Here is a 14,581-nt window from a genome sequence, read left to right on the forward strand (position 1 = left end):
TTAGAAGTATAAATACATTAATAAACCAWATTTAGACAGCTTCTGAGAGAACAAGAAGACTTCAGGCAATGTGTTGACGTTTGAAATGGAGTTAACAGGTTTGCGGTATAATGAAGGATAAAAACGAGAAAGAACTTGATAACCAATAGTTTATAATCAAGGTATTGTCCCCGTATTACTGCCTTTGATACGGCAATAAAATTGACGTTTAAAAAAATAAATTTTAAAACAATTTCGTCGGATTTTGTTTTATTTGCTGACTAATTGCCGATGCTTTATTGTACCTGAAAAATATTTTCTTTTTAAATATTTTAGCCTTAACTGTTTAGAAATTTACTGTCGCTTTTTTATCTTTACTATAACGGATTTAACCATATGTGGCTTCCCGTTGTTTATGTAACAGCTATTTTAAATAAACTGATCACAATTAAACTCTTCACATGAAGGACGACATTTTAGAAAACATCTTGAATGAAACCGGCGTTACACAAGCTGACACCGACACCCTTGACCTTAAAGAATTACTTAAAGTGCTGTCGCTTGTTAAAGGAGGCAGGCTTAATGTGCGCATGCCGGTAACCCAGGCGGGTATCAACGGCCGCATTTGCGAAGTGCTCAACGACATTATCGACATGAATGAGCGTTTTGTAGCCGAGATATCTGCTGCGGAAAAAACCATTGGTAAACGGGGCAACCTGGGCAAACGTATCGAACTGTCGGATGCTAAAGGTGAGTGGGCAAGCGGTGTAAATTCATTAAACAACCTCATCGAAGATCTTACTTCGCCTACGTTAGAAATTGCGGGGATGATTAACTCCGTTGCCAACGGAGATTTATCTAAACATATCCCATTAGAGATAAAAGGCCATCCGCTAAAAGGGGAGTTCCTGCGGATAGCCAAGGAATCAAACCAGATGCTTTCCAAACTCCAGCTGTTCTCCATGGAGGTAACCCGGGTAGCCCGGCAGGTAGGCTCGGAAGGTAAACTGGGCGAGCAGGCCAAAATTAAAGGCGTAGCGGGCGTATGGGCCGAACTTACCGACTCGGTAAACCAGATGGCTGGTAACTTAACGGCCCAGGTGCGTAACGTGGCTGCTGTAACCACGGCTGTAGCCAAGGGCGACCTTTCCCGAAAGATCACGGTAGAGGCCAAAGGAGAGATCCTGGAGTTAAAAAACACCATCAATACCATGGTGGATCAGCTCAACTCCTTCTCGTCCGAAGTAACCCGTGTGGCGCTCGAGGTAGGTACCGAGGGTAAGCTGGGCGGGCAGGCCAAGGTGCCGGGTGTTGCAGGTACCTGGAAAGACTTAACAGATTCTGTAAACCGTATGGCGGGTAATCTTACCTCGCAGGTACGTAATATAGCCGGTGTAACCACTGCGGTGGCCAATGGCGACCTTTCTAAAAAAATTACGGTTGACGTAAAAGGCGAAATGCTGGAGCTGAAAAAAACCATCAATACCATGGTGGATCAGCTCAACTCCTTCGCATCCGAAGTAACGCGTGTGGCGCTCGAGGTAGGTACCGAAGGTAAACTGGGCGGCCAGGCCCGTGTAAAAGGTGTAGGTGGTGTATGGAAAGACCTTACCGACTCGGTAAACCAGATGGGAAGTAACCTAACCGACCAGGTGCGTAATATTGCGGGTGTAACCACCGCCGTGGCCAAGGGCGACCTTTCGCGAAAAATTACGGTGGATGCCAAAGGCGAGTTGCTGGAATTGAAAAATACCATCAATACGATGGTGGATCAGCTTAACTCCTTCTCTTCGGAGGTTACGCGTGTAGCCCGCGAGGTGGGCTCCGAAGGTCAGTTAGGTGGCCAGGCTAATGTACCGGGCGTAGGCGGTACCTGGAAGGATTTGACCGACTCGGTAAACCAGATGGCGGGCAACCTAACCGGGCAGGTACGTAACATTGCCGAGGTAACCACCGCGGTGGCCAAAGGCGATTTATCAAAAAAAATAACGGTTGACGTACAGGGCGAGATGTTGGAACTGAAAATCACCATCAATACCATGGTGGATCAGTTGAATTCTTTCGGATCGGAAGTAACACGTGTGGCCCGTGAGGTAGGCTCGGAAGGACAGCTGGGCGGCCAGGCCAATGTGCCGGGCGTAGGCGGTACCTGGAAGGATTTAACCGACTCGGTAAATAAAATGGCCGATAACCTTACCTCGCAGGTACGTAATATAGCCGAGGTAACCACTGCTGTGGCCAAGGGCGACCTTTCCCGGAAAATTACGGTAAATGCAAAGGGTGAGTTGTTAGAGCTTAAAGATACCATCAACACCATGGTTGACCAGTTGCGCGGTTTTGCATCCGAAGTAACCCGCGTGGCCCGCGAAGTAGGGTCCGAAGGGCAGCTGGGCGGCCAGGCCAACGTGCCGGGTGTGGATGGTACCTGGAAGGATTTGACCGACTCGGTAAACAAAATGGCCGGCAACCTTACCGCGCAGTTAAGAAATATTGCCGACGTATCGATTGCGATTGCAAACGGCGATTTGTCTAAAAAAATTACGGTTGACGTTAGGGGCGAGATCCTGCAGTTGAAAGAAACCATTAACACGATGGTTGATCAGTTGCGTGGTTTTGCATCCGAAGTAACGCGGGTGGCACGGGAGGTAGGTACCGATGGTAACCTTGGCGGCCAGGCCWTTGTGCCGGGCGTTGCSGGTACCTGGAAAGATTTGACCGACTCGGTAAACCAGATGTCGAGTAACTTAACATCGCAGGTACGTAACATTGCCGAGGTAACCAAAGCGGTGGCCAGCGGCGACCTTTCAAAAACAGTTATTATCGACGTAAAGGGCGAGATCATGGACCTTAAAAACACCATCAACACGATGGTGGATCAGCTTAACTCCTTCGCATCCGAAGTAACGCGTGTTGCCCGTGAAGTAGGTACCGAAGGTAAGCTTGGGGGCCAGGCGCACGTAAAAGGTGTGGCCGGTACCTGGAAAGACTTAACTGACTCGGTAAACCAAATGGCATCCAACCTTACCGGGCAAATTCGTGGTATTGCCAAGGTGGCTACCGGTATTGCCAAAGGGAACCTGAAACAACGCCTGTCCATCAACGCTTTAGGCGAGGTGGCCCAGCTTACAGATACCATTAACGAAATGATTGATACCCTGGCGGTATTTGCCGATGAGGTAACCACCGTAGCCCGCGAGGTAGGTGTGCAGGGCCGTTTGGGCGGCCAGGCTAGTGTACCGGGCGCTTCCGGAACCTGGAAAGATTTGACCGAAAACGTAAATCAGCTGGCCCAAAACCTTACCGTACAGGTGCGCTCCATATCCGAAGTAGCCTCGGCGGTAACCAAGGGTGACCTTACCCGTACCATACGCGTGGAGGCCAAAGGCGAGCTGGAAGCTTTGAAGGATACCATTAACCAGATGATTGCCAACCTGAAAGGGACAACCTTACGTAACCACGAGCAGGATTGGCTGAAATCAAACCTGGCTAAATTTGCGCAGATGCTTCAGGGACAGCGCGACAGGAACGCGGTGGCCAACAAAGTATTATCGGAGCTTGCCGAACTGGTGAATGCCCGTTACGGCGCGTTTTATATACTGGAGCAGCCCGAGGCCGCGGACGAACCCAAACTGAAACTTTTTGCGGGCTATGCGCAAAAGAGCCGCAAACTCATTAACCAGGAATTTTCGCTTAGCGAGGGGCTGGTAGGGCAGTGCGCTACAGATAAGGAAAGGATAAGGCTTGCCAATGTACCAAACGAATATTTACAGATCAGTTCGGGTATAGGCAATGCCGCACCTATCGACCTGGTGATATTGCCGGTACTTTTTGAAAACAATGTAAAAGCGGTTATCGAGCTGGCATCTTTTGAAAACTTCAGCGATACCCACATCGACTTCCTGGATCAGCTTACCGAAAGTATCGGTATCGTATTGAACAACATTGAAACCAATACCCGTACCGAGGAATTGCTGAGCCAATCGCAGTCATTAGCCAGCGAGCTTTCGGCACAGCAGGAAGAGTTAAGGAGGGCGAACGACGAGCTGCATGATAAAGGCCGCTCGTTAGAGGAAAAGGCCGAGCAGTTGACGCTTACCTCCAAATACAAGTCGGAATTCCTGGCCAACATGTCGCATGAGTTGCGCACACCGCTTAATAGCTTATTGATATTGGCCCAGCAGCTGTTTGAAAATCCGGAAGGTAACCTTACAGAAAAACAACGGATGTTTGCCAAAACCATCCATTCATGCGGGGATGACCTTATCCAGCTGATTAATGATATCCTCGATCTGTCGAAGATTGAATCGGGTGTAATAGCGGCCGATGTGATGCCTGTTAGCTTTAAAGAGATAGCCTCATTTGCCGAATCAACCTTTAAACCGATATCCGAAGCTAAAAACCTGAAATTTGAGATCGAAGTAGAGGAAACCCTGCCCGAAATGATGGAGACAGATATGCAGCGCCTTAACCAGATCCTCAAAAACCTGCTCTCCAACGCCTTTAAATTTACCGAAAAAGGCCGGGTTAAACTCCATATTTTCCGCCCGGTCGCCGGGCATGAAAACCCTATTGGCCTGCCTGGCGAAGTCATCGCCTTTTCCATTGAAGATTCTGGCATCGGTATTTCCAAAAATACGCAGGGGATCATTTTTGAGGCCTTTCAGCAGGCCGAAGGTTCAACCAGCCGTAAATATGGTGGTACCGGCCTTGGCTTATCCATCAGTAAAGGCTTTGCCGAACTGTTAGGCGGAACGATTACCGTGGGCAGCGAGTTGGGCAAAGGCAGTACATTTACACTTTACCTGCCGCTGAAATATAAAGAAGAAAAAACACCTGTGGTGAAAATCAAGGAGAACCTTTCGGTATCGCACCTGCGTACCAGCTTGGCCGAAACAGCCGAAATGGTAATAGATGATGACCGCCACAACATAGTAGCCGAAGATAAGGTGTTGCTGGTTGTTGAGGACGATCTTCGGTTTACCAAAATCCTGATAGATAAAGCCCACGATATGGGTATAAAAGTGCTGGTGGCCATAAGTTACCTCGAGATTTTTGATAACATTATCAAATACAACCCGATTGCCATCACGCTTGATGTAAACATGCCAGAATCAAACGGATGGAAGATTCTGAAATTGTTGAAGAGCGATATCAACTTAAGGCATATACCGGTGCATGTAATCTCGGGAGAGGATAACAGGGTAATGGCGCATAAGCTTGGCGCCAAATCATTTAGCCTGAAACCGCTTTCAAATACATCGTTACAGGATTTAATTACAGGCATAGTAAGCTTCCACGAGCATTCCAAAAAACGGGTGCTGGTGATAGAGGATAACGAGAGTGAGCTTAGCAGGCTCTCTGAATTGTTATCAAGTGATAGGGTAGAGGTTGTGGGTGCCGTTACAGCTAAAAAAGCACTGTCGATACTTAAAAAGGAGATGTTTGATTGTATCATTATGGATTTTGTACTGCCCGATGCAAACGGCCTGGACCTGATCAATAAGATAAACCTGTTAAAGCAGCAGCAAACCACCATCCTGCTGCATTCCGCAAGGGATTTTACGAAGGACGAACTTATTCAGCTTAAACGTCTCAATCATAAAATCATCACTAAAACTCCATCGTCTCATGTTTACCTTTTAGAGGAGATATTGGTATTGCTGCACGTTGATAAAAAATATATCAGCGAGAGCAAGCTGAAAATGATTGATAGCGTGCGCACCCAGGCCGATGTGCTTGATGGCAAAAAAGTACTGGTTGTTGACGACGATGTGCGCAACCTGTTTGCTTTAACCGCGGTGTTTGAAAGATCAAAAATAGAAGCAATAACTGCCGAGAGCGGCCGCGAAGCACTGGAAATATTAAATAAGGATAAAACCATTGACATCGTGCTGATGGATATTATGATGCCGGAAATGGATGGGTACGAAACGATACAGATCATCCGCAAAGAAGCACGAAACAAAAACCTGCCAATAATAGCAGTTACGGCCAAAGCCATGATTGGCGACAGGCAAAAATGTATTGCTTCGGGTGCATCAGATTATATCACCAAGCCGGTAAAAACCGATCAGTTGCTGTCGCTGATGCGGGTATGGCTCATTAAATAATTATATCGATAACAAAGTACTTATACGCTAAAAATGGACGATACCAGTATCATTAAGATTCTGTTGGTTGATGATAACGAAAATAATTTACTATCGATGAGGGTAGTGCTGGAAAAAGATCAGTATGCTTTTTCCAGTGCTACCTCCGGGCGCGAAGCACTCCGTATCCTGCTGAAGGAGGATGATTTTTCGCTCATCCTGCTGGATGTAAAGATGCCGATGATGGATGGCTATGAAACCGCCGAACTTATTTATCAGCGGGACAAGCTGCGGCACATTCCCATTATTTTTATAACGGCGCATGATTATGAAGAAGCTGCCGTGTTTAAGGGCTACAAAGCCGGCGCGGTAGATTTTGTGCGGAAGCCGTTTAACCCGGAGATCCTGCGGTCGAAAGTGGCTGTGTTTACCGAATTGTATCAAAAGAACAGGTTATTGAAGCAGCAGGAAGAAAAACTGCAGCTAATTAATAACGACCTTATCCAGCTTAACCAGGAACTGGAACAGCGCGTGCTTGAACGCACCATCGCACTGGAAAACCTGAACCATGAGCTAAAGGCCCTTAACCTATCAAAAGATAAGTTCCTGTCGGTTATTTCGCATGATTTGCGCAACCCTTTAACCTCGTTGCTGGCCTCGTCAGAAAACTTGAAAAGAGATGCCGATAAGCTGAAACCAGAGCAGATTAAACTGTTATCGGGTATCATCAACCGCACTTCAAACAAAATTCTAAGCCAGTTGAATGAACTGGTTGAATGGGCCAAAAATCAACGCGAAAAAACAAGTTTCCAGCCCGTAAAACTTCACTTGCCCCATGGCATTAATGAATCGCTTGACCTGTTACGCGAAACGGCTAATCAAAAAGAGATCAGCCTTGAAAATGAAGTTGACGAAGATATTTATATTACGGCTGATACCCTGATGTTTCGCTCCGTGTTGCAAAACCTGGTAACCAATGCTATTAAATACACACCACACGGCGGTGGCGCTGTAAAGGTTTCTGCCTGTATATCAGGTGACATGGTCGAGATATGTATACGCGACAATGGCGTAGGGATGGCCGAAAATACGAAGGCCATGCTTTTTGGCAGTAGCGGCCAAACGTCCATTTTAGGAACCAATATGGAAAAAGGCAGCGGACTGGGCCTTTTACTGGTAAAGGATTTTATAACTGCCCACGGGGGAACCATTAACGTAGATACCGAGGTAGACAAAGGCACCTGTTTCCGTTTTACCTTACCACATTTTACAGAGCCACCGGAGTTGTAAAATGGGAGCAATAGTTAGATCTGTTTGATTTTTATTTCATTTCATGTTTTTTATCAATATGGGCGTTTCACCATAGTTTGCTGACACCCACAGTACTCCGCCGGAAAAGACCAATGAACTAATGAACCAGTAAACCAATGAACCAACACACAAACGTTTGTGTAAGGGTGATCAAAAACCATTTGTTATTTTAAATTTGTGGCACGGCAGGCTTGCTGTAATAGTATTAAGTTATTAGTACTAAGTCTTGAGTCGAAAGTTAGATTTATTCATTTTGACTTAGGACTAAGGACTTAGAACTTAAGGCTATCCGTCACCACACGATTAACATATAAATAGTTTACATCACACATGAAAAAAACGTTCCTCTTATTTCTTTTCATCCTATTGGCAGGGCTTGCAGGTGCGCAGCAAAAGCATGTTTTTTCGTTAAGCAAAACCGATTTTTTGCTTGATGGCAAACCATTCCAGATCATTAGCGGCGAAATGCACCCGGCAAGGATTCCTAAAATGTACTGGCGCCAGCGCATCCAAATGGCAAAGGCCATGGGTTGTAATACCATTGCCGCTTACGTTTTCTGGAATTACCTGGAACATCAGCCCGGGGTATTCGATTTTACAACCGAAAACAGGAATATTGCCGAATTTATCAGCATGTGTAAACAAGAGGGCATGTGGGTACTGTTGCGCCCCGGTCCGTACGTTTGTGCCGAGTGGGATTTTGGCGGCCTGCCACCATACCTGTTAAAAATTCCCGATATTAAAATACGGTGCATGGATCCCCGCTATATGGCGGCGGTAACCAGGTACGTGACTGCGTTGTCGCAAAAGGTAAAGGGCCTGCAATGTACCGGCGGCGGCCCGATACTGATGGTACAGGTCGAAAACGAATACGGCAGCTATGCTAATGACCGGGACTATATTAAAACACTTAAAAAACTTTGGGTTACCAATGGCATCAACGTGCCATTTTATACTGCTGATGGCCCGACCGCTTTTATGTTGGAGGCAGGCGGTGTTGACGGTGCAGCTATTGGCTTAGATAGCGGCAGCAGTGATGCCGATTTTGACCAGGCGGCCAAGCAAAATCCCAATGTTGCGGCTTTTAGCAGCGAGTCGTATCCCGGCTGGTTAACGCACTGGACAGAAAAATGGCAAAAGCCAGGTACTGATGGCATTGTGAAAGAGGTAACTTACTTACTTGAACACAAACGTTCTTTCAACTTGTATGTGGTACATGGCGGTACCAACTTTGGCTATAATGCGGGAGCAAACGCATTTAGCCCCACCCAGTTTCAGCCCGATGTTACCAGTTACGATTATGATGCGCCTGTAAATGAGCAGGGAGCACCAACGCCCAAATACTTTGCGCTACGCAATTTGATTTCAAAATATGTGAAATACAAAATACCAGAGGTTCCAAAATCGATACCAACAGTCGAAATACCGGCTTTTGATATGGCGCCTTTTACCACCGTTTGGAAAGAATTGCCTGCGGCTGTTAAATCGCCACAAGCGGTACCCATGGAAGCTCTGGGCCAGTATAGCGGCTTTATATTGTACCGCACAAAACTTATTGGCCATAAAAGCGGCAGCCTAACCATAACCGAGCCGCATGATTACGCACTTGTTTTATTAAATGGCAAACTGGTTGATACCATTTATCGCGATGGCGGCAAGTGGACTATCAAACTGCCAAAATCGGATGTAAAAAATCCGCAACTGGATATCCTGGTAGAGAACATGGGCCACATAAACTTTGCTCAATACATGGTTGACCGCAAGGGAATTACAGATCGTGTTACTCTCAATGGAATGACGCTTACCAACTGGCAGATTTTTAAACTGCCTATGGACGAAAAATTCATAGCCTCATTGCCCAATAAATATCCCGAAGGATTCCATGATGGTGTATACTTTAAAGGCGGCTTTGAATTAAGCAAAGTGGCCGATACGTATCTTGATCTTAGTAACTTTAAAAAAGGAGTTATCTGGGTAAACGGCCACAACCTGGGCCGGTACTGGAATGTTGGCCCTCAGTTCCATTTGTATTGCCCGGCAAACTGGTTGCTTAAAGGAAAAAACAGTGTAACTGTATTTGATATGCACCAGGAAACCAAAACTACCATTAAAGGAGTAAATACGCTGGAATAACCTTAAACAAAACACCCAATATTTGCACAGCTTGCCCCGAATTGATTAGGAGCAAGCTGTTTTTGTTTATGGGATAGCCATATCCACGTGAAGATTTATTGAGCGTATTTAAAGTCACAACAGGATTGCTGTGGTGCGGAAAATATCTGTAAAATACCGTGAAAACACCTATTGTATATATCAATCATTATCAGAACTTTACTACTGCAAACAATAACTCCTAAACACTAAACATAATTAATATGGCGGTCAAATTGGTTTACCGGTACTTAAGGGGATACACCCTTGATCCGGGCTTTTCAACTCAGCTGGATACCATGAAATTTAACCAGACTACCTACCGGGTACTATGGGAAAATTTGGATAAGCCCGAAAATGTAGGGCCAACCGGCGAATACTTTGAAGTGATAGACATCGACCCGCCAAGCAATTGTTATTATGAGCCGGTAAACCTGGATTCGGTAGAAGTTCTATCGCAAAACGGCTTAACCCCAAGCGAAGGCAATCCGCAATTTCATCAGCAGTTTGTGTACACAATTGCCATGAAAACCCTGGAGTACTTTGAACAATCATTGGGCCGAAAATTAATCTGGAACTCGCGCATCGTTAAAGATCCCCAGGGAAACCCTGTAAAAGGTAAAAACGGCCGGCCTATCGAAAGCTATGTTCAGCGCATACGTTTGTACCCGCACGCGTTCAGGGCTGCCAATGCCTATTATACTACCGAGAAAAAAGCCATCCTGTTTGGCTATTTTAAAGCAGCGCAGCAAATACAGGGGGCCAATTTTCCAAACGGGGCAGTATTTGCGTGTCTCTCGCCAGATATCGTATCGCATGAGGTTACCCACGCGCTTTTAGATAGTATTCACCCCCGGTTTATCGAAAATACAAATCCCGATGTGCCGGCTTTTCATGAAGCCTTTGCCGATATTGTTGCGTTATTACAACGGTTTACCATTAATGAATTGGTAATTAACCAGTTTTCAAAATCTGATGGCAGTTTAGATAAGTTTACTTTCCTGGGCGAACTGGCCACTCAATTTGGCAACGCCATGGCGCACGGCAGGGGGGCCTTACGCAGCGCCATAGGCGGCACTGATAAAGACGGAATCTGGAAACGAAGTAAGCCCGACCCTACGCTTTACCAAACCCGAACCGAGGCACATGAGTTAGGATCGGTACTGGTATCTACTTTTTTTGATGCCCTCATCAAGATTTATAATTTTAAAACCCAGGATTTAATCAGGATAGCTACAAATGGCTCGGGTGTATTGCCCCAGGGCGTACTACAGCTTGATTTGGCTACAAGGCTTGCGCAGGAAGTATGCGAAATAGCCCAGCATTTAATGAAGGTAGCAATCCGCGCACTGGATTACTGCCCGCCGGTTGACATTACATTTGGCGAGTATTTGCGTGCCCTGGTTACCGCTGATATTGATTTTGCACCCGGCGATGACAATAATTACCGCATAGCACTTATAGATGCTTTCAGGAGTTGGGGCATATTTCCCGATCATGTAAATACTTTTTCGGAAGAGAGCCTGAGATGGTGTACGCCCGATAATTTTGGGCCATTGGACCGGAACAGTCTTGGGAAAATGGCCGCTTTTTTAAGGGATAAAGTACGAACGCTATCCAACCTGGCCGATCGTAAAGAAATTTATACGCAATCAAAAGTTATACAGGCCGCTTTCCACGATTTTTTGGTTGGTAAGCCTCAAAAAAATCACAGCAATACGCCCTCGGCTATCTTATCCGGCCCCGAATTGGAAAGCCTGTTGCCTAAGCTGGGCTTAAGCACCACTGTAATTGGGTATAAAGAACTGGATGGCGTTAAATTAAAACAGGAACGGACAAGCGGCATGCTGCCTATTGAAATCCATAAAATAAGGCCTGCTTACCGTTTAGGCCGCGACGGAATGATATTGGAACAGGTAATAGTAACCATAACCCAATCAACAACCATATTAATTGAAACAGGTAGGGTTGATTTAAAAACAGGCAGCCCACTTGTTGACAGAATGAAATTCAGAGGCGGTTGTACTATTGTTTTTAATATGGCCGAAGATTTTAAGGTTAATTACCTGGTTACAAAAAATATAGCCAGCCAGGACAGGTTTACCAAGCAGCTTGCATATCAGCAAGGTAAAGACGACGCGGCCCTTTCGTTTTCCGATTCGATGTACGATGACGATAACGGGTTTAGTACTATAAATTTTGCCAATTTACATTTTCATTAAAACCTTATCATGAGTAACCTTAGCGTAAATATAAAAATGTTCCAGGTTGGCGAACTTGGAGATTGCTTCCTGTTAAAATTTAAAAAAGACGGGAGCGAAAGTTCGGTATTAATTGATTGCGGCTCGTTTCGCAATTCAGATAAATCTGAGCAAAGGCTTCAAACTATAGCCGGGTTTATTAAGGATGATTTGGAGGGTAAGCCCCTTGATGTTGTAGTGGGTACGCACCAGCATAATGATCACCTGTCGGGATATGTACACGCTTTCGATATTTTCCAGCAAACGGGTATCAATAACGTGTGGCTATCGTGGCTTGATGATCCGAAAGATGAACAAGCCGGCAAAATTGCTGCCGGGCAACGTAAAGTGACCGACAACCTCCAAAAAATTGTGGCCGAACTTGCAAAAAATAATAACGAAAGCCACTCGCTTGCTTCCAGCCGCATCTGTGATGTTTTGGGTTTTTATCTGGCAGCCGATGATGCTGAAGTACCAAAAGCCGAAAAGAAAGTAAAACGTCCGCCGGTAGTGCCGCAAATGGGTATTGATAATTTGCGCAAACTGGGTAAAACCATATCTTACCTGTCGCCGGGTTCTGTATTGGATTTGCCCGCCCTGCCTCAAAACTCGGTTAAGGTTTATGTACTGGGGCCGCCAAGAAATAGCAATTTGCTGTTTGATATTAATCCCAATAAGGATGAAACTTACGACACTAAACTTGCCGCAATAAGTAACCTTGCCGAAGGCTATCTATCGGCGATGAAAAATTTTACAGGCGAGCCGGTGGATTCGGATGAGGGAAATTTTCCGTTCGACAAAAAGCACGATAGAAAACTGACATCAAAGTTGTTTTCGAAAGAATATCAGATGAAAAAAAATGCCTGGCGCACCATAGACGACGAGTGGCTTGACCAGGCCGAGCGCTTATCCCTTTACCTGGATACTTACACCAACAACAGCAGCCTGGTACTGGCTTTTGAACTGGTTGATAGCGGTAAAGTTTTATTATTTGTTGGTGATGCCCAAACTGGCAACTGGCTTTCATGGGAAGATATTAAATGGGATAAAGACAAAGTAAAGCCAGGTTTTACTTTAGATTTTCTGTTGAATAATACTGTTTTATATAAAGTAGGGCACCATTGCAGCCATAACGCCACCCTGAAAGAATATCTTGACGATAAGATCATCCATAAAGACCTTGTAGCCATGATTCCTGTTGATCGTACTGACCCAAATATCACCAAGAATAACGGTTGGAAAATGCCGGCGGTAAATCTTTATAAAAAGCTAAAAGAAAATACGCAAAACCGCGTGCTGGTAATGGATATTGGCTATGACCCTGATTGCGACCCGGATGGCCAGGCCAAAGAAGCATGGGCTAAAGTGCCTTTTAAGCCAGTGTACAACCAACAGAAGTTTTACATAGAATATGAGGTTCACAGTGATGCAAATTAATCATAGATAAGTTGCTTTATACGTAAAAAAACGATTTGTAATCATCTAATCAAACAAATCTTTCATTCCTACTGTAACAATATAGCCCGCTTAGGCATCTATATTGAAACTATATCCGAATTTAGCGGCCGCTTTGCCGTGCGCGGTGGTGTTGATGATTTAATTTATAATGATGTTGCTTATCCTGTCTTCCAAAAAAATCCAAACAAAACGTTTTTTTAATGCCCTGTCTTTATTGCCGGCCATTGTTTTAGTAACCGCATCGTGTGGTAATAAAAATAAGCAGGCCGCCGGCCAGGCACAACAGGTGTTGGATTACAAAGTAGTGCAGGTTCAACCGCGCCAGGCCACGTTGAATGTTGATTACCCTGCCAGTATACAGGGGCAGCAAAATATCGAAATAAGGCCGAAGGTTGATGGTTATGTTGAAAAAATTTATGTTGATGAAGGCGCCGTTGTAACYAAAGGGCAATTGCTTTTTAAAATTAATGCCCCGCAATATGAGCAGGAGGTGCGTACCGCCGAGGCTGGTATTAAAACCGCCGAAGCTGATCTTGCACTTGCCAAAATGCAAGTGAATAAGGTAAAACCACTGGTGGAGAAAGACATCATCAGCCACTATGAACTGGAATCGGCCGAGTATACGCAGCAATCAAAAGCGGCGGCGTTGGCCCAGGCTAAAGCGGCATTGGTAAATGCAAAAGTAAATTTAGGGTACACTACCATCACCAGCCCTGTGAATGGCGTTATAGGCGCGTTACCCTACAAATTGGGCAGCCTGGTAACCAGCAGTACAACAGACCCGCTAACCACGGTTTACAACACCTCAAATGTTTACGTATATTTTGCCATGAACGAAAAGCAACTGCTTGGTTTTAGTCGCGATAGTACAAATAAAACGTCTTTTAAAACCAAGCTAAGCCAGTTGCCCGCGGTTTCGCTGATATTGTCTGATGGTAGTACTTATGAGCATGCCGGTAAGGTTGAAACGGTGAACGGTTTAATTAATACAGCAACCGGTGCAGCCAACGTACGTGCTGATTTTGCAAACCCGCGCGGCCTTATCCGCAGTGGCAGCAGTGCGGTAGTACGCATCCCGAATGTTGTAAAATCGGCTTTACTGGTGCCCGAAAGCGCCACTTATGAATTGCAGGACAAACGTTTTGTTTACGTGGTTGATGATCAGCATAAAATAAAAAATGTAGCCATTAAAGTGATGGATAATACGGCCGGCCAGTTTTATGTAGTTACCGATGGCTTAAAGGCCGGCGATAAAATTGTGCTGGAAAGCTCGGGTAACCTGCAGGATGGTACCGAAATTAAGCCAAATGAAGTTAGCGCCGGTTCGGTTTACGGCGGCGTTAAATAATATCG

General features: G+C 45.4%; 6 protein-coding genes. All 6 read left to right on the top strand.

All coding sequences use genetic code 11. From position 1 onward, the window contains the following. Positions 1-440: 440 nt before the first annotated feature. The 6 genes from AC1DV1_RS19185 to AC1DV1_RS19210 all read left to right on the top strand — a co-directional run bounded on the left by AC1DV1_RS19185 (position 441) and on the right by AC1DV1_RS19210 (position 14,576). Positions 441-6,089 carry a HAMP domain-containing protein gene (locus AC1DV1_RS19185; protein ID WP_477362153.1) on the top strand — a complete coding sequence of 1,883 codons (5,649 nt, stop codon included), beginning with the start codon at positions 441-443 and terminating at the stop codon, positions 6,087-6,089. 33 nt (positions 6,090-6,122) lie between these two features. Beyond that, positions 6,123-7,358 carry a hybrid sensor histidine kinase/response regulator gene (locus AC1DV1_RS19190; RefSeq protein WP_477362155.1) on the top strand — a complete coding sequence of 412 codons (1,236 nt, stop codon included), beginning with the start codon at positions 6,123-6,125 and terminating at the stop codon, positions 7,356-7,358. 351 nt (positions 7,359-7,709) lie between these two features. Beyond that, positions 7,710-9,512, top strand: coding sequence for a beta-galactosidase (locus AC1DV1_RS19195; RefSeq protein WP_477362157.1), 1,803 nt, complete (start codon positions 7,710-7,712; stop codon positions 9,510-9,512). A gap of 242 nt (positions 9,513-9,754) precedes the next feature. Beyond that, positions 9,755-11,752 (top strand): hypothetical protein, encoded by a 1,998-nt coding sequence (locus AC1DV1_RS19200; RefSeq protein ID WP_477362159.1) that lies wholly within the window; start codon positions 9,755-9,757, stop codon positions 11,750-11,752. Positions 11,753-11,761: 9 nt separating this feature from the next. After that, positions 11,762-13,207 carry an MBL fold metallo-hydrolase gene (locus tag AC1DV1_RS19205; RefSeq protein WP_477362161.1) on the top strand — a complete coding sequence of 482 codons (1,446 nt, stop codon included), beginning with the start codon at positions 11,762-11,764 and terminating at the stop codon, positions 13,205-13,207. 169 nt (positions 13,208-13,376) lie between these two features. Then, positions 13,377-14,576, top strand: a complete 1,200-nt coding sequence (locus AC1DV1_RS19210; RefSeq protein ID WP_477362163.1) for an efflux RND transporter periplasmic adaptor subunit — start codon at positions 13,377-13,379, stop codon at positions 14,574-14,576. Positions 14,577-14,581 lie beyond the last annotated feature (5 nt).

The sequence above is a fragment of the Mucilaginibacter sp. P4_D1 genome (genome assembly GCF_056401935.1).

Coding starts and splice junctions, on each gene's coding strand:
- AC1DV1_RS19205 (WP_477362161.1), top strand. CDS start 11,762: ATGAGTAACCTTAGCGTAAATATAAAAATGTTCCAGGTTGGCGAACTT.
- AC1DV1_RS19190 (WP_477362155.1), top strand. CDS start 6,123: ATGGACGATACCAGTATCATTAAGATTCTGTTGGTTGATGATAACGAA.
- AC1DV1_RS19200 (WP_477362159.1), top strand. CDS start 9,755: ATGGCGGTCAAATTGGTTTACCGGTACTTAAGGGGATACACCCTTGAT.
- AC1DV1_RS19195 (WP_477362157.1), top strand. CDS start 7,710: ATGAAAAAAACGTTCCTCTTATTTCTTTTCATCCTATTGGCAGGGCTT.